Genomic DNA, 15,888 nt, shown 5'->3' with positions numbered 1-15,888 from the left:
CACTCGATTGAGCACTTCCCAAGACCGGCGACCGGAGGTTAGGGTGACCTAACTTGGAGGTGAGCGGATGAGCCAGGCCACGTACCGGCCGCCGGCGCCCAGCGCGGCGGAGCGGGCCCGGACGATCGCCGCACGCGGCGGCCGGGCCGCCGTGCTGCCCGGCGCCGACGAGGCGTCCGCGTCGGCCTCGCGCACGGTGCCGATGCTGCACCACGTGCACGGCGACGGCGTGGCCACGCTGCTGTTCCGCGACAACGACCCGCTGGTCGCGCTGGCCGGTCAGGCCCCGCGCGGCGAGCTGACCGGCATGCTCGAACTCGCCGACACCGCGCCGGTGCCGCTGCGGGAGCCGGTGCGCGGGCTGCTCTGGATCACCGGCTGGCTGCGGGCCCTGGAGGGCGAGGAGGCGCGCGCCGCGGTGCTGGAGGTGGTCGAGGCCAAGCCGGATCCGCGGCTGCTGGACGCCGGCCACGGCGCCACCGTGCTGCGGTTGACGCCCGCCTCGATGGTCATCGCCGACGCCGAGGGCACCAGCTCGGTGCGGCCCAACGAGTTCGGCGAGGCCGAGCCCGACCCGTTCCACCGGGACGAGGACCAGTGGCTGCGGCACCTGGAGCTGTCCCACCGCGACGTGGTGGAGCTGCTCAGCCGGCACCTGCCCGAGCACCTGCGCGGCGGGCACGTCCGGCCGCTCGGGCTGGACCGGCTGGGGCTGCGGCTGCGCGTGGAGGCCGTCGAGGGCGACCACGACGTCCGGATCGCCTTCGAACGTCCGGTGCACAACGCCAAGGAGCTGTCCGGCGAGCTGCGACGCCTCATGGGCTGCCCGTTCTTGACGCAGGTCCAGCAGGGGTAACCGGTAGCGTCCGCGCGCATGAGCCCAAAAGGATCAGGCACCGTGCGCGGCTGGATCGCGCCGGCGCGGGTCATCGACGATCCCATCACGGATCCGGCAGAGCGGCGCGGTTACACCTGGGAGCTGCTGATCGTCTTCAGCGCGACGCTGGGGCTGTCCGGGCTGCGCAGCCTGATCTCGTTGCTCAACGCCCTGCTCCAGCCGAAGCCGTTGAACCAGCAGAGCGTGGCGCTCAACGTCCAGCAGGCCACCGTGAGCCTGCTCGACCTGCTCGCGCAGCTGGCCGGCGTGCTGCAACTGCTGGCGTGGGGCGCACTCGGCGCGTACCTGCTGTGGCGGGCGGGCATCGGGCCGCGGCTGGTCGGGCTGGACCGCACCCGCCCGGGCAGGGACCTGCTCGCCGGCTGCGGGCTGGCCGCCCTGATCGGCATTCCCGGGCTCGGCTTCTACTTCCTGACCAGGGCCATCGGCATCAACCTGAACGTGGTGCCGTCGGCGCTGGGCGACACCTGGTGGCGGGTGCCGGTGCTGATCCTGTCCGCCTTCGGCAACGCCTGGGCCGAGGAGTCGCTGGTCGTCGGCTACCTGATCACGCGGCTGCGCCGGTTCGGCTGGGGCGAGAACGCCTCGCTGGTCACCGCCGCCGTGCTGCGCGGGTCGTACCACCTCTACCAGGGCTTCGGCGGGTTCCTCGGCAACATCGTGCTCGGGCTGGTGTTCGGCCGGGTCTGGCAGCGCTTCAACCGGCTGTGGGCGCTGGTGGTCGCGCACACCATCCTCGACATCGTGTCCTTCGTCGGGTACGCGCTGCTGCACAGCGTCATCCCCGGACTCTGAACAACAGATCGACGCGTGACCGCTCGATTTATTTAACGGATCGTTGTTCGGACCGTCATTCTGTTTCTGAAATCGCCGTCACACCCGGTTGAGGGGCGACAAATCCACTGTCGCGTGGTTACCCTCGGGGCCGTGACCTCAGACATCAGTTCTGCCACGGACTTCTCGCCCGCGCCGAGGGTCGACAGCGAGGTCGGGCCGCTGCGCACGGTGCTGCTGCACCGCCCCGGCCTGGAACTGAAGCGGCTGACCCCGCGCAACAACGACCAGCTGCTGTTCGACGGCATCCCCTGGGTCGGCCGGGCCCAGGAGGAGCACGACGCGTTCGCCGAGACGCTGCGCTCGCGGGGCGTCGAGGTGCTGCTGCTGTCCACCCTGCTGCGGACCTCGCTGGAGGACCAGCGCGCCCGAGCCGCCGGCATCTACGCCGCCGTCGACGAGCGCCAGCTCGGCATCGACCTGGCCGATGCGCTGCGCTCGCACCTGTCCACGCTCGTGCCGTCCGAACTGGCCACGGTGCTGATGGCCGGCATGACGTTCGAGGAGCTGCCGGCCGCCGAGGGCGGGTCGCTGGTGCGGCACATGCACCAGCCGCACGACTTCGCCATCGCGCCGCTGCCCAACCTGCTGTTCACCCGCGACTCCTCGGCCTGGGTCGCGGACCGGGTCGCCGTGTCGTCGCTGGTGATGCCGGCCCGCCGCCGCGAGTCGTCGATCACCGACCTGATCTACGCGTACCACCCGCGGTTCGCCAAGACCTCCCGCGCCTACGGCGCGCACTCGGCGCCGCTGGAGGGCGGTGACGTCCTGCTGCTGTCACAGGGCGTGCTGGCGATCGGTGTCGGCGAGCGCACCACGCCCGCCGGCGCGGAGTCCTTCGCCCGCTCGGTGTTCCTGGACGGCCTCGCGCACACCGTGCTCGCCGTGCCGATCGCGCAGGAGCGCGCCACCATGCACCTGGACACCGTGTGCACCATGGTCGACCGGGATGCCGTGGTGATGTACCCGGCGATCCGCGACTCGCTGTCCGCCTTCACGCTGCGGCCCGACGGCGCCGGCGGCGTGACCGTCGACGGCCCGTCGCCGTTCCTCGACGCGGCCGCGACCGCGATGGGCATCGAGCGGCTGCGCGTGATCGACACCGGCCTGGACGCGGTGACCGCGGAACGCGAGCAGTGGGACGACGGAAACAACACGCTCGCCGTCGCTCCGGGCGTTGTCGTCGCGTACGAACGAAATGTGGAAACCAATGCGCGGCTGGAGGACGCCGGCATCGAGGTGCTCCGGATCAGCGGCTCCGAGCTGGGCTCCGGCCGCGGCGGCCCGCGCTGCATGTCCTGCCCGGTGCTGAGGGAGGCCCTGTAGAAAATACCCCGCAAATGGAGTAACTCCAGGGACAGAATGGAATTGCAAGCCATTCAAACGCCCTGGGAGTCCATTGTGGAGTATCGAAAGCTCGGCGGCAGCGGCTGCTCGGTGTCCGCGCTCGCGCTCGGCACCATGACCTTCGGCCGCGAGACCGACGAGGAGGGCTCGCACGCGCAGCTCGACGCGTTCGCGGCCGCGGGTGGGACGCTGATCGACACCGCGGACGTGTACTCCGGCGGCGTCTCCGAGACGATCGTCGGCAAGTGGCTGGCGTCGCGACCCGGCGAGGTCACCGACAAGATCGTGATCGCGACCAAGGGCCGGTTCCCGACCGACACCACCGACCCGAACGCGGTCGGGCTGTCGCGGCGGCACCTGGACCAGGCGCTCACCGCGTCCCTGCGCCGGCTCGGGATCGAGACCATCGACCTGTACCAGGTGCACGCCTGGGACCCGATCACGCCGCTGGCCGAGACGCTGGAGTTCCTCGACGGCGCGGTGCGGACCGGCAAGATCCGCTATTACGGTCTGTCCAACTTCCTCGGCTGGCAGGTGCAGAAGGCCGTCGACCTCGCCGAAGCGCGCGGCCTGGTCAAACCGGTCACGCTCCAGCCGCAGTACAACCTGCTCAGCCGGGAGATCGAGTGGGAGATCGTGCCGGCGTGCGAGTCGACCGGCCTCGGCCTGCTGCCGTGGTCGCCGCTGGCCGGCGGCATGCTGACCGGCAAGTATCAGCGGGACGCCGAGGCGCCGGCCGACACCAGGCTCAGCAACGCCGGCACGAGCTCCTTCTTCGTGCAGCGGTCCGCCGCGCAGCGGACCTGGGACGTGATCGAGACCGTGCGGACGATCGCCACCGAGCGTGAGATCAGCGCCGCCCAGGTGGCGCTGGCCTGGGTGAAGGGCCGGACGCAGGTCACCTCCGTGATCATCGGCGCGCGCACGCAGGAGCAGTTCGCCGACAACATGGCCGCGGCCGACCTCGTGCTCACCGAGAAGGAGATGGAGCGGCTGAACACCGCCAGCGAGGTTCCGGTCGACTACCCGTACGGCGGCATGGCGCTGCTCCAGCGCAGCCGCCAGATCGAGGGCGGCTGGGGTCCCGGCTGGGGACGCTGATTCCCGCGCTGTCCCGGCTCGTCCTCAGCGGGCGAGCCGGGGCAGGAGCGCCGAGGCCACCGCGATGCCCAGCACCGCCGTGCCGACCAGGACCGCGAAGTCCAGCCACAGGCTCGCCGGCGTGCCCAGCAGCAGGCCGCGCAGCGCATCCACCTCGTAGCTCAGTGGGTTGACGTGGTTGAGCACCTGGAGCCAGCCCGGCATCAGGTCCACCGGGTACAGCGCGTTCGAGGCGAAGAAGAGCGGCATCGTGATCGCCTGGCCGATGCCCATCAGGCGCTCGCGGCTCATCACGATGCCCGCGATCGTGATCGACAGGCAGCAGAAGAAGGCCGACCCCAGCACCACCACGACCATAACTCCCAGCAGCTTCAGGGGATTCGCCGTCAGCGTGACGCCCAGGACCGCCGACAGCACCAGCACCACCACCGCCTGCGCGATCGCCCGGATGCCCGCCGCGAACGCCTTGCCGGCGATCAGCGCCGAGCGCGGCGTCGGCGTCACCATCAGCTTCGACAGCACGCCGGCGTCCCGCTCCCAGATGATCTGGATGCCGTAGAAGATGGACACGAACAGCGCCGACTGCGCCAGAATCCCCGGCGCCAGGTAGTCCAGGTACGGCAGATTGCCCGTCGGGATCGCCCGCAGCCGGGTGAAGGTCTCCCCGAAGATCAGCAGCCACAACGCCGGCTGGATCGCGCGGGTGATCAGCTCCGTCCGATCGTGCCGCAGCTTCTGGAGTTCGACCAGGCACATCGTGCCCACCCGGTTGAGCAACACCATCGGCAGCGCCGGTCCGTTCTTCGCCATCGTCGGCACCGACATCCCATCTCCCTTCACCAGGCCAAGTCCGCTCCGCCCAGCCGATCGCATCCCGCCGGCTTCGTCGTGGGCCGATTCCGCTACCCCAGCCGCCGGGCCGTGCGCCGAGTCGCGCGAACCTCGCGCAGCCCCTTCGCCGCGTCGCCCTCCAGGTCACCGCCTGTGCTCGCGCGGAACACGTCGTCCAGCGTCGCGTCCGGCCCCAACGCCGCGCGCAGCTCGGCCGGCGTCCCCATGTCCGTGAGTTTTCCCTTGTGCATCAACGCGATCCGGTCACAGAACTCGTCCGCCTCGGCCATGTAGTGCGTGGTCACCAGCACCGTCATGCCGGTCTCCTCGCGTACCTGCTGGATCCGCTCCCAGACGCCGGCGCGGGCGATCGGGTCCAGGCCGATCGTCGGCTCGTCCAGCACCAGCAGGCGTGGGGCGCTGACCAGGGCCTGCGCCAGTTCCAGCCGGCGGATCATGCCGCCCGAGTACGTGCCTGCCTGCCGGTCCGCCACATCCAGCAGCCCCACCGCGTCCAGGACTTCGTCCACTTTGGACGCCCGTGCGCGTCTCGGCACGTCGAACAGCCGCGCGAACAGCGCCACGTTCTCCCGTCCGGTCAGCGTCGCGTCCGCCGAAAGCTGTTGCGGCACATAGCCGATCAGCCGCCGTACCGCCATCGTGCCCTTGGCCACGTCGCGGCCGAACACCGTGATCCGTCCCGGCGGCGACGGCAGCAGCGTCGTGATCATCCGGATCGTCGTCGTCTTGCCCGCGCCGTTCGGCCCCAGTAACCCGAACACCTCGCCCGCGCGGACGTCCAGGTCCACGCCGTCCACCGCCACCGTGTCGCCGAAGGCGTGCCGGACGTCCGTGCAGCTCACCGCCAGTTCCGTCATGCGCTCGCCCCTTCCCCGCCCAGCTCCGCCAGCAGCTTGCGCAGCGCCGGCAGGGCTCTTTCGATAGCCGCCACTTCCTCCTCGTCCAGGCTTTGGAGCGCCCCTTCCACCAGCTTCGTGCGCTCCTCCCGCCACGCCGCCTGCCGCCGCACCGCCTTCGGCGTCAGGTGCAGCCTCGCCGCCCGCCGGTCGTTCGGGTCCGTCTCCCGGCGCAGCAACTCCTTGTCGATCAACTGGTTCACCAGCGTGCTCACCGTGTTGCCGGCCAGATGCAGTTCTTTCGCCGCCGCCGCCACCCCGATCCCCGGGCTCAGCCGCACCACCCGCAGCAACTCCGTCTGCGCCCCGCGCAGCCTCGGCCCCGGCTGCGACGCCTGGAGCCGCCGCCGCACCACCCGCTTCAGCCCCATCACCGTGGCCATCAGCTCGTCAGCGATCACCCACCGAATGTACCTCTCATTAGGAGCTAATCTGAGTAAGAGTTTCCACTCGACGAGAGCGGCTGTTGGCTGCCCAACCGCCGCCGCGTGTACGCCATGGCGGCGGTGTTGACCGAGGAGTCGGACCACCCGCTCCTGCGCAAGTGTTTGCGCTCGCTGTTGCTGCCGGACCGGACCAACCTGCATCAGCACGACGAGAGCTTCGACCGTCGGATGCAGATCGTCCGAGCAATGGCCGAGATGCCGTTCAGCGGAGCCATCGTCGTAACGGCCGACACCACGGTTGCGAAGGAGGAGAGTGCTCGGCCGGCTGATCAGCGCGGACATGCGGGTGGCGCACGTGGCCAAGCGCGGTGACCCCGAACAGCGCGAATCCCGGGCTCCCGTCGTCCGGCGGGTCACCCGGGTCCGCTTCCAAGCGTGCCCTGGGGCCGCTGGCTACGTGGTCGGTTCAGCAATCCGGACCGCTCTGCGCCGCCCCGCGGTGAACCCACGGTGGAGTGAAGGGGTAAACATGGCGGCACGGCAGCCGAGAGAACGAGGAGCCATCGGGTGAGCGGTTTCATCCACTGGTACGAGAACGGCTGGTCGGCTGCTCGGGCCGACCGGACCGTCGCCAGGATCGAGTCACTGGGGCTGACGCTGTCCGATCCGGAGACGCAGCGGGCGGGGCTGCTCGACCGGTTGGCGCTGGCGGACTCCGCGTCGGTGGACGTGGAGTACTGGCTGGACGAGGAGACGGCCCTGTACTGCCGGTTCCGCCGGGTCGGCGAGGACGTGGTGGCGCAGGAGTTCGACCTGGACGGCCTGTCCACGGTCGAGCAGCACCAGCTGGTGGCCGGCATCGTCGAGCTGTTCAACGAGGACGCGACCAACACGGTCGGCTTCGTGGTGGACCGCTCCGGCGGCTCGCAGGACGTGGAGTGGGACGACGTGGTGCTGGGCCATCCGAAGATCGTCACGGTGCGGCCGGACGTGCTGGCGCTGCCGGCGGAGCTGGTGGACCGGCTGCACCCGGAGCTGAACCGGTTGACCGGCCGGCCGCTGGGCGGGCTGACGCTGTTCGACCGGGTGGGCGCGGCGGCGCCGGCCTAGTTGTCCACAGGACGTGCACAACCTTCTTGCACAGTGAGCCCCGGTGTGAAAGCGCGCAAAGCCGCTGCTCACCGGGGTTTTCACAATCTGGACACGATTGCTGTCCACCGGCTGTCACCAGGTTGTCCACAACTATCCCCAGGTTGTCCACAGAGCCTCACCAGGGCGGGGGACAACCGGCTCGGCGACCGTTTTGTCCTGCGCCGTTCGAGGTACCGTGCTTGACATGTCCCCGAACACCAATTCGAAGTTCCACGAGCTGCTCAAGGCGCAGATCCGCAACGAGTTCACGGCCGCCCAGCAGTACGTGGCCATCGCCGTCTGGTTCGACGACCAGGACCTCCCCCGCCTGGCCGCGCACTTCTACCGCCAGTCGCTCGAGGAGCGCAATCACGCCATGATGATCGTCCAGTACCTGCTGGACAACGGCATCCGCGTGGCCATCCCGGGCATCGGTGAGGTGCGCAACGACTTCGAGAACGTCCGCGAGCCGGTCGAGCTGGCCCTCCACCAGGAGCGCACGGTCACCGAGGAGATCACCACCCTGGCCCGCGCGGCCCGCGACGAGGGCGACTACCTGGGCGAGCAGTTCATGCAGTGGTTCCTCAAGGAGCAGGTCGAGGAGGTCGCCTCGATGTCGACCCTGCTGCACACGGTGGACCGTGCCGGCGCCAACGTCTTCCACATCGAGGACTTCCTCAGCCGCGAGGACGTCGGCACCCAAACGGACCCGACGGCGCCGCGGGTGGCCGGCGGCGCGCTCTGACGCGCTACTGGTAGCAGTCCTGCACGGCCAGCTCCAGCCGCACGTCGGCGACCATGTGGTCGGCGAAGACGAACCAGTAGTGCGCGTTGGGGTTGCCGGGCACGGGCGTCACCCACTCGAGGCCGCCGACGTGCGGCTTGGCCTGGTCCGGGTACAACGCCCGGACATCGGCCTCGGACGCCCCGTCGTAGACGCCCTCGGGCGTCTCGGCATCGGCCCGCCCGCCGATCTGGACCAGGCCGTACTTCGGGGAGAACAGCAGCGAGTAGTGCGACGGCGGGTTGGCGTGCCCGGACCAGTCGTAGCCCTGGCAGCCGGCCGCGTCGACGGGCGTGAGGTTGGGCTGGATCAGACCGCTCGCCACGGCGTCGTCCCGCGCCATGCCGAGGCGCAGCCCGCCGACGGCGGTCGGCCCGAACGCCAGCCGAGCGGCGGGCGGGCGCGGCTTCGTCGTCGAGGTGGACGTCGTGGTTGCGGTCGTCGTCGTGGTGCTCACGGGCGTTGACGTCGCCATGACGGGCGGCGCGACGCTCGAGGTGGGCACGACCGTGGTCGTGGTCGGCGGCGGCTCCGTCGTGAAGCTCGTCAGCGCGGGGGTCTCCGGCGCGGCCATCGGCTGACGGGCAGGCGCATCACCGCCGACGCCGAACGCGGTGCCGGCGAGCAGCATCGTCGCGACGGACAGCATGCCGCCGCCGAGCACTACGCGACTGCGGCGCCGTCGGCGCAACCGCTTGGCCCTGGTGACGACGGCTCGGTGGGCCTCCTGCCGCACGGGGACGTCGAGGCGGTCGTCGGCGAAGAGCCTGCGCAGCTCGTCGTCGAGATCCACCGGTCACCTCCCCCGAAGGCACGAGCGCAGCGTGGTCAACGCCTTGCTCGCCTGGCTCTTCACCGTCCCCTTGGTGACGCCGAGCGTCTCGGCGATCTCGATCTCGGACAACCCCTCGTAGTACCGCAACACGATGACCGCGCGTTGCCGCGGCGGCAACCCCCGCAGAGCCTGCCACAGCGGCTCGTTGTCCAGCCGGTCGAACTGTTCGACGGCGTGGTCGGGCAGGTCGGCGACCAGGTTCTCGCGGCGGGTCCGCCGCCACTGGCTGACGTGCGCGTTGGCCATCGACCGGCGCACGTAGGCCAGCGGCTCGTCGCAGAACGCGTGCCGGCCGCGCCACCGCGACCCGATCTTCTCCAGCACCGACTGCACGAGGTCGGCCGCGTCGTGCGGATTGCCGGTCAGCGCGTGCCCGTATCTGAGCAGGCCCGGCAGGGCCGTCCTGGCGAACTCGGCGAAGTCGCCGTCCGCGGTGACGCGGGTGGCCGTGGCCTCCCGGCGCACCGGCACGACCGCCCACGAGCCGCTGCTCTCCGCCCCCAACACACCAACAGGTGCACCCATGGGTCATCCCCTCCCCCTGTGACCAACTGTAGAGAGGTCGTGTGGGAAGGGCGGCGGTTGCGAAGTTAGAAGGTCACAGTTCGGCCAACTCCTTGGGGAGTTGGAAACCACCTTCGGCCGACGGCAGGAACTCCATCGCCGCGACGACGGCCCCGGTGTTGACCGGACCGTAGACGTGCGGAAACCAGATGCCCGACGGGTGCGGCGGCACGCCGGCCTCCCAGCGCACCGGGGCGTCCAGCGCGGCCGGGTCGATGACCAGCAGCACCAGGTCCTGCCGGCCGGCGAACACCGCGTTGGCCGGGATGCTGAGGGTGCCGAAGTCCGAGCAGTGCACGAAGCCGACCTCGTCCAGTGAGGCGGGCACCAGCGCGCCCTCCTCCTCGGCCGCGTCCCACTCGTCCCGCGAGCAGATATGCAAGATCACGAGTTATCCACATCCTCCTGTGGACAGCCGATCGCCGCTGTGGACAACCGGCCGTCCGTGTGGGCAAAGGGTTTCAGCGCAGCGTGACCTGGCGACCGCGCAGGCCGTCGAGCGCCCGGTGCTCGGCCGAGGTGAGCTCGCTGTCCACAGCCAGCGCCTCGGTGAGCCGGCCGCCGAGGGCCTCCGCACCAGGCTCCCACTCACGCACGTGCATCTCCGGGTCGAGGTCCCACACCGGCACCAGCAGGCCGTGCGCCCGGAACGAACCGGCGTAGCGCGAGCCCTCGCCGAGGTGCAGCTCGTCGCGGGCGGCCAGCCGGGCCATCGCCTTGAGCAGCTGCTCCTCCGGCTCCGGCCGCACCCACCGCAGGTGGGCCTTGTCGCCCGCGTCCACCCAGTACGCGGCGTTGAGGCCGTCGCCGGTCAGCCGGGCGCTGGGCATGATCGCCGCGTTGGCCCGCTCGAGGGACAGCGCCACGTCGCCGGTCGGCTGCGTGTCCTCCGGCAGCCACCAGGCGAAGTCCTCGTGCAGCGTCGGCTGGAGCGGCTCGTCGGCCTTGAGCACGTCCTGGAGCCGGCCCGGCTCGGACCCGTCGTCCACGCCGACGACCGGCAGCGCGTCGCCCGGCTCGGCGGTCAGCACCCAGCGGATCGCCCGGGCCAGGTCGCGGGAGAGGTCACCGGAGCGGGTCTGCACCTGGAGCCCGATGAACGCGGCGCCGTCGGAGCGGACCAGCGCCGCGGCGGCCATCGGCAGCACGGTGGCCAGGGTGACGGTGCGCTCGTGCGGCTCGGCGAGGGTGAGGGTCGCGGTCGCCGACGGCACGAACTCGCGCAGCGCGATCAGCTCCGGCTCGGCGGCCAGGCCCTCGAACGGCCGCGCGACCATGACGTCGGCCGGCCCGCCGGCGATGCCGTGGCACGCCTTGTACCGCTTGCCCGAGCCGCACGGGCACGCCTGCCGCGGGTTGATCCCGTCGGCCGTGGCCGTTGTCCTCGCCCCGCGCTTGACAGCCGTCCGCCTGGACACGGTTTCCTCCTCGCAGTGGGGCCCGGGTCACTGACCGGGCTGGGTCTGGGCGACCGTAGCCGACGGTCCGGACTCCAGGTGGCGACGGGTGTTCGCGGGGGCGTTCGTCGCGAGGTAGCGGACGCCCGCGCGCCGGCACAGGTCGATGTCCTCGGGCTTGTCGACCGTCCAGCAATACGTGTCGTGGCCCTGTTCTGCGCTGCGCGAGACGTAGTCCGGGTCCTCACGCAGCAGATGTACGCCGGGACCGGTGATGTCGGCCCAGTCCGGCAGCGCGCCGGTGCGCAGGCCGGGCAGGAGGCGGTCCAGCAGCAGCACGGTCGGCAGCTTGGGGGCGTGCTCGCGGACGCGGCGCACCGCCAGCCGGGAGAAGGACATCACGACGATTCGGGACTCCTCCTTGCTCACCGGCGCGCTCAGGCCGTGCCGGCGGAGCTGGGCGACGAGTTTCGCCTCGACCAGGCCGGTGTAGCGGACGGGGTGCTTGGTCTCGATGAACAGCTTCACGTGCGGTGGGCTGTCCTTGAGCAGGCCGAGCAGGTCCTCCAGGGTGAGCAGTCCCCGGTCGTGGACCTCGGCCGACGGCTGCGCGACCGGCTCGTGCACGAGGTCGTCGGCGGAGTCGGGCAGCTCGTGGTGCCAGCCGCCGAAGTCGAGCTCGTTGAGCTTGGCCAGGGTGAGCGTGCTGACCACGCCGCGACCCGACGAGGTGCGGTCGACCGTGCGGTCGTGCACGCAGACGAGGTGGCCGTCCCTGGTCAGGCGGATGTCGCACTCGAGGCCGTCCGCGCCCTGCTGGAGGGCGAGCTCGTAGGCGGCCCTGGTGTGTTCCGCGCGGTGCTGCGAGGCGCCCCGGTGCGCGACGATCTCGGGTCTCACGCACGGCATCATGCGGCAATCGGGTGAACTACGGGTGACGGGGTCCACGCTGGACCACGGATGGGTGAGCGAATTACCGTCGGTCACCATGACGACGTTCGACCCGAAGGACCCGGCGTTCATCGCGGATCCGTACCCCGTGTTCGCCGCGATGCGGACCGAGGGCGAGCTCCATCGGCACGCCGACTTCGGGCTGCCGATCACGCTCTCGCACGCCGCGTCCGCCGCCGTGCTCCGGCACCGGGGCCTCGGCCGGATCTGGTCGGACGCCAAGCCGATCGACGCGTTCGCCGCGTTCAACCTGCTGCACCGCAACTCGCTGCTGGAGAACGAGCCGCCGACACACACCCGGCTGCGCCGGCTGGTGGCCGGCGCCTTCGGCCGCGGCCACGTGGAGCGGCTGCGGCCGTGGGTCGGCGAGCTGGCGGTCCGGCTGGTGGACGACGTTGTCGAGCGGATCGACGCAGACGGCGACGCGGACCTGCTGGAGCTGGTCGCCGCGCCGCTGCCGGTGGAGGTGATCGCCGAGCTGCTCGGGGTGCCGACCGAGGACCGCGGGCTGCTCCAGCCGTGGTCGAACACGATCGTCAAGATGTACGAGTTCGGACTGCCCGACGAGCAGCGGCGGCGGGCCGAGCAGGCCGCCGGCGAGTTCGTCGGCTACCTGCGGGACCTCATCGCGCTGCGTCGCCGGAGACCCGGCGACGACCTGGTCAGCGACCTGGTCGCCGAGACCGACGCCGACGGCGGCAAGCTCACCGAGGACGAGCTGGTGGCTACCGCCGTGCTGCTGCTGATGGCCGGGCACGAGGCGACCGTCAACGTGATCGGCAACGGCGTGCTGGCGCTGATGCGGCACCGCGACCAGTGGCAGCGCCTCGTCGACGACCCCGACCTGCTGCCGACCGCCGTCGAGGAACTGATCCGCTACGACTCGCCGCTCCAACTGTTCGAGCGGACGGCCGTCGCCGAGGTCGAGATCGCCGGCGTCACCCTGCGCCCCGGCGAGAAGATCGCCGCCCTGCTCGGCGCGGCGGCCCGGGACCCGCTGGTGTTCGACCGGCCGGACGTGCTGGACATCGGCCGCTCGCCCAACCCGCACCTGGGTTTCGGCGCCGGCATCCACTACTGCGTCGGCGCGCCGCTGGCCCGGATCGAGGTCGCGGCCACCCTGCAGGCGCTGTCGGCCAAGCTGCCGGATCTCCGGCTGGCGGCCGAGCCGGTGCGCCGGGCCGAGTTCGTGATCCGGGGACTCAGCTCGCTGCGGGTGAACTAGCGGGGAGCGCCGGCCGGGCGGCTGGCGCGCAGCGGCGGCTCGGGGGCGTCGACGACCTTGACCACCCGCAGGCGGCTCACGGTCGACAGGTCCACCGGCTCCAGGAGCTGGGTGATCCGCGCGACGAAGATCGCCCCGGCGCCGGCCACGAAGGCGGCGACGGCGTCGGCGAGCAGGTGCAGTTCGACGCCGTTGGCGAGCGACTGGACGCTCGTGCCGAAGATCATCACGAGCCAGGCGACGGCGAACAGCAGCTCGCTGGCGATCCACGCGATCCACCACACGGTCAGCAGCCGCGACGGTCGCGGGCGCTCGCCGGCCGGCTTGCGGGCGGCGGCGTGTTCGAGCTCGGAGAGCACGGAACCGGCGACGGCCAGGTTGAGACCGGGCACCAGCAGGCCGATGAGCACATCACGGACGGAGCGGGCCGGCCGCTGACCGGAGACCGCGCTGGCGACGTCGCGAGCGCGGAGCACCCAGAGCACCGCGAGGGCGATGGACGCCAGGGCGGCGAGCCCGGACACGACGCCGGCCGTCACGACGAGGGCGTCGGAGAAGGCGACGATGTTGCGGGACAGGGCGCCGTTGCGGCTGAGGATGAGCAGCACGTACCGCCAACCTTCGGCGCCGACGGCGACGGCCAGGGCGGCGGTGGTGACCCACAGGGTGGCGGTCAGATTCCGCGACAGCATCCGCAGCTGGTCCAGCGGCTGGGGCTTGGCCTTGCGGCCCAACGCCACCGGCCAGCGCCAGCTCAGCTGCGGGAATCCCCAGCGCGGCGGCACCGGGTAGGACGGCGGCCCGGTGTACGGCAGGGACCGCCGGAACAGGCCCTTGGACGTGCCGGTCTGCGGCGGCGGGGTCGCCACCCACTGCCACCGCCCGGTCATCGTCAGATCACCTCGGGGACGACGCCTTCGGCGGCGACGAGCGACAGCCCGTGCTGGTGCCAGACCTGCATGCCGCCCGCGACGTTGACGGCGTCCCAACCGTTCTGGTTGAGGTACATGGTGGCCCGAGCGGACCGGCCGCCGGCCCGGCAGACCACGTACACATCGCGGTCCTGGGGCACCTCGCCGACGCGTTCGGCCAGCTCACCCAGCGGGATGTGGATCGCCTGCGGCGCGTGCCCGGCCGCCCATTCGTCGTGTTCACGCACGTCGAGCAGCACGGCGTCGGTGGGCACCTGGTCGACCGTGGTGGTCGGCACCTCCTGCGGCATCATGCCCCGAATGCTGCCACGCGCGGGCGTGGGACCGGCGTGAGCCCCTGGTCACCCGATGCCGGCGACGCGGGTCGCGAGGGCGGTGAGCTGCTGCTCGTTCAGCGGCAGCGAGTGCCGGCCGGCGTCCTTGGGCACGCTGAGCGTGTCGGGCTGGTCGGGCGACTTCACCCAGTCGGTGCTGGCGAAACCCTCCGCGATGATCACGTACAGCACGTGCGCGGGCGTGTAGACGCGGAGTGTCTGGGAGGGGTGGGCGGGGGTGTAGTTGGCGACGGGGTAGAGCTGGAGGACAGTGCCGTCGGCGAGCACCTGGCGCTGCGGCAGCGTGCAGCCGCCGTCGACGAACTTCTCGTTGTCGGCGGCCTGAACGGGGGCGCCGCCGAACGCGTGCATCTCGACGTACACGCTGCCCGCGCCGCCGGCGTCGACCACGTCGGCCCAGGTGCTGCCCAGGAGTTGGTCGACGGGCCGGACGGCCGCGGTCGCCTTGGTGATCTTCACGGAGGCCTTCGGGGCGACCTGGCGCAGCGCGTCGAGCAGCACCTTGTCCACGGTGTCCACGTTGACGCTGGCGTTGCCGGGCCGATCGGGCATGGCCGGGCCCTTCGAGCAGTTGTCGGTGGCCGCGTGGGAGGTCTGGGGCTCGGCGGGTGCGACGCTCCAGCCCGACATCGTGGACGGCGACGGCGATCCGCTCACCGACGAGGCGGCGTTGATCTGGCCGGCCGGCAGGCCGACGCCGGGCATGCCGAGCCGCAGGATCGAGGTGGCGATGCCCACGCCGCCGACGACGGCGACCACGCCGAGGGTGGCTCCGAGCCGACGGGTGCGCAGCCGTCGCCGACCCCTCCGCACGACGTCGTCCAGGGCGGTGTGCACGGGAGGCGGCGCCTGGCCGTCGACCTCGGCCCGCAGCAGGGCGAGCAACTCTTCGTCCTGGGAGTCCACGGCGTTCACCTCGCCCCCTGCAGCAGGCCGGTCACGGCACCGTACGCCTTGCGCAGCGTGGCCAGTCCACGGGCGGTCTGGCTCTTGACCGTGCCGGCGGTGCAGCCGAGCGCGTCGGCGACCTCGTCCACGGACAGGTCCTCGATGAACCGCAGCACCAGCACGGCCCGCTGCCGCGCCGGCACCTCCTGGAGCGCCTTGAGCAGCGACGGCCGGTCCTCGACGCTGGAGGTGTCCTGTTCGACGACCACCTCCGGCGGCTCGGCCATCACCTGCTCGCGCTTGCGACCGCGCCGCCGCGTGTCGAGGAACGCCCTGGTCAGCACGGTGTGCAGGTACGCGTCGGCGCTGTCGATGCGCACCTTGTTCCAGCGTGCGTACATGCTCACGAACGCGGTCTGGGCGATCTCCTCGGCCTCCAGCCAGTTGCCGCACAGGGCGTGCGCCATCCGCCGCGCGCCGTCGAACCGGCTGGTGAAGAAGTCGGCGAAGCCGTCGTCACGGTTTGCCACAC

At 71.3% G+C, this 15,888-nt stretch carries 20 protein-coding genes; 8 read left to right on the top strand and 12 right to left on the bottom strand.

The window, feature by feature from the left end; translation table 11 throughout:
* The first annotated feature begins 67 nt into the window (after window positions 1-67).
* The 4 genes from BCF44_RS13200 to BCF44_RS13185 all read left to right on the top strand — a co-directional run bounded on the left by BCF44_RS13200 (window position 68) and on the right by BCF44_RS13185 (window position 4,180).
* On the top strand, window positions 68-856 hold the full coding sequence (locus BCF44_RS13200; RefSeq protein ID WP_116174530.1) for a DUF2470 domain-containing protein: 789 nt from the start codon (window positions 68-70) through the stop codon (window positions 854-856).
* 18 nt (window positions 857-874) lie between these two features.
* A complete protein-coding gene (locus BCF44_RS13195) occupies window positions 875-1,693 on the top strand; it encodes a CPBP family intramembrane glutamic endopeptidase (RefSeq protein WP_116174529.1) in 819 nt (272 codons plus the stop codon).
* A 132-nt stretch (window positions 1,694-1,825) separates the two neighbouring features.
* Entirely contained in the window at window positions 1,826-3,058 is a 1,233-nt protein-coding gene (locus BCF44_RS13190; protein ID WP_211353012.1) for an arginine deiminase, read from the top strand.
* A 75-nt stretch (window positions 3,059-3,133) separates the two neighbouring features.
* Window positions 3,134-4,180, top strand: a complete 1,047-nt coding sequence (locus BCF44_RS13185; RefSeq protein ID WP_116174528.1) for an aldo/keto reductase — start codon at window positions 3,134-3,136, stop codon at window positions 4,178-4,180.
* A gap of 24 nt (window positions 4,181-4,204) precedes the next feature.
* Here BCF44_RS13185 and BCF44_RS13180 read toward each other — a convergent pair whose 3' ends face one another.
* The 3 genes from BCF44_RS13180 to BCF44_RS13170 form a co-directional block, all read right to left on the bottom strand.
* Window positions 4,205-5,005, bottom strand: coding sequence for an ABC transporter permease (locus tag BCF44_RS13180; protein ID WP_116174527.1), 801 nt, complete (start codon window positions 5,003-5,005; stop codon window positions 4,205-4,207).
* A gap of 77 nt (window positions 5,006-5,082) precedes the next feature.
* Complete coding sequence (locus tag BCF44_RS13175) at window positions 5,083-5,889, bottom strand: ABC transporter ATP-binding protein (protein ID WP_116174526.1); 807 nt, start codon at window positions 5,887-5,889, stop codon at window positions 5,083-5,085.
* A complete protein-coding gene (locus BCF44_RS13170) occupies window positions 5,886-6,329 on the bottom strand; it encodes a MarR family winged helix-turn-helix transcriptional regulator (RefSeq protein WP_379796475.1) in 444 nt (147 codons plus the stop codon). Before BCF44_RS13170 ends, BCF44_RS13175 begins: the two co-directional genes overlap by 4 nt.
* Before the next feature lie 105 nt (window positions 6,330-6,434).
* On the opposite strand from BCF44_RS13170, the gene BCF44_RS13165 reads away from it, so the two are divergent.
* The 3 genes from BCF44_RS13165 to BCF44_RS13155 all read left to right on the top strand — a co-directional run bounded on the left by BCF44_RS13165 (window position 6,435) and on the right by BCF44_RS13155 (window position 8,190).
* The gene (locus BCF44_RS13165) at window positions 6,435-6,686 is read left to right on the top strand and encodes a hypothetical protein (protein WP_147328480.1); all 252 of its coding nucleotides are present in this window, start codon (window positions 6,435-6,437) and stop codon (window positions 6,684-6,686) included.
* Between the two features lie 195 nt (window positions 6,687-6,881).
* Window positions 6,882-7,424, top strand: coding sequence for a hypothetical protein (locus BCF44_RS13160; RefSeq protein WP_116174524.1), 543 nt, complete (start codon window positions 6,882-6,884; stop codon window positions 7,422-7,424).
* Window positions 7,425-7,650: 226 nt separating this feature from the next.
* Window positions 7,651-8,190, top strand: a complete 540-nt coding sequence (locus BCF44_RS13155; protein ID WP_116174523.1) for a ferritin — start codon at window positions 7,651-7,653, stop codon at window positions 8,188-8,190.
* A gap of 4 nt (window positions 8,191-8,194) precedes the next feature.
* Here BCF44_RS13155 and BCF44_RS13150 read toward each other — a convergent pair whose 3' ends face one another.
* From BCF44_RS13150 to BCF44_RS13130, 5 genes are all read right to left on the bottom strand, one after another.
* A complete protein-coding gene (locus BCF44_RS13150; protein ID WP_116174522.1) occupies window positions 8,195-9,022 on the bottom strand; it encodes a hypothetical protein in 828 nt (275 codons plus the stop codon).
* Between the two features lie 3 nt (window positions 9,023-9,025).
* Window positions 9,026-9,589 (bottom strand): SigE family RNA polymerase sigma factor, encoded by a 564-nt coding sequence (locus BCF44_RS13145; RefSeq protein ID WP_116174521.1) that lies wholly within the window; start codon window positions 9,587-9,589, stop codon window positions 9,026-9,028.
* A gap of 73 nt (window positions 9,590-9,662) precedes the next feature.
* Window positions 9,663-10,016: a DUF952 domain-containing protein gene (locus tag BCF44_RS13140; RefSeq protein WP_116174520.1), complete on the bottom strand. Its 354-nt coding sequence runs from the start codon at window positions 10,014-10,016 to the stop codon at window positions 9,663-9,665.
* A gap of 73 nt (window positions 10,017-10,089) precedes the next feature.
* Window positions 10,090-11,046 carry a DUF5926 family protein gene (locus tag BCF44_RS13135; protein ID WP_116174519.1) on the bottom strand — a complete coding sequence of 319 codons (957 nt, stop codon included), beginning with the start codon at window positions 11,044-11,046 and terminating at the stop codon, window positions 10,090-10,092.
* 27 nt (window positions 11,047-11,073) lie between these two features.
* A complete protein-coding gene (locus BCF44_RS13130; RefSeq protein WP_379796468.1) occupies window positions 11,074-11,925 on the bottom strand; it encodes a glycerophosphodiester phosphodiesterase family protein in 852 nt (283 codons plus the stop codon).
* An 88-nt stretch (window positions 11,926-12,013) separates the two neighbouring features.
* On the opposite strand from BCF44_RS13130, the gene BCF44_RS13125 reads away from it, so the two are divergent.
* On the top strand, window positions 12,014-13,201 hold the full coding sequence (locus tag BCF44_RS13125; protein ID WP_116174518.1) for a cytochrome P450: 1,188 nt from the start codon (window positions 12,014-12,016) through the stop codon (window positions 13,199-13,201).
* Here BCF44_RS13125 and BCF44_RS13120 read toward each other — a convergent pair.
* Genes BCF44_RS13120 through BCF44_RS13105 form a run of 4 tightly spaced genes read right to left on the bottom strand, consistent with a single transcriptional unit; the run spans window position 13,198 to window position 15,886 of the window.
* A complete protein-coding gene (locus BCF44_RS13120; protein ID WP_116174517.1) occupies window positions 13,198-14,091 on the bottom strand; it encodes a DUF4328 domain-containing protein in 894 nt (297 codons plus the stop codon). The genes BCF44_RS13125 and BCF44_RS13120 overlap by 4 nt on opposite strands.
* 2 nt (window positions 14,092-14,093) lie before the next feature.
* Complete coding sequence (locus tag BCF44_RS13115; protein WP_116174516.1) at window positions 14,094-14,426, bottom strand: rhodanese-like domain-containing protein; 333 nt, start codon at window positions 14,424-14,426, stop codon at window positions 14,094-14,096.
* Window positions 14,427-14,474: 48 nt separating this feature from the next.
* Window positions 14,475-15,374: a hypothetical protein gene (locus BCF44_RS13110; RefSeq protein ID WP_147328479.1), complete on the bottom strand. Its 900-nt coding sequence runs from the start codon at window positions 15,372-15,374 to the stop codon at window positions 14,475-14,477.
* A 5-nt stretch (window positions 15,375-15,379) separates the two neighbouring features.
* The gene (locus BCF44_RS13105; RefSeq protein WP_116174514.1) at window positions 15,380-15,886 is read right to left on the bottom strand and encodes a SigE family RNA polymerase sigma factor; all 507 of its coding nucleotides are present in this window, start codon (window positions 15,884-15,886) and stop codon (window positions 15,380-15,382) included.
* Window positions 15,887-15,888: the final 2 nt, after the last annotated feature.

Source organism: Kutzneria buriramensis, assembly GCF_003387475.1.
GTDB classification, from domain to species: Bacteria; Actinomycetota; Actinomycetes; order Mycobacteriales; family Pseudonocardiaceae; genus Kutzneria; species Kutzneria buriramensis.
The sequence above is the reverse complement of the archived record's forward strand: the minus strand, read 5'-3'. Positions and strand labels throughout refer to the sequence as shown.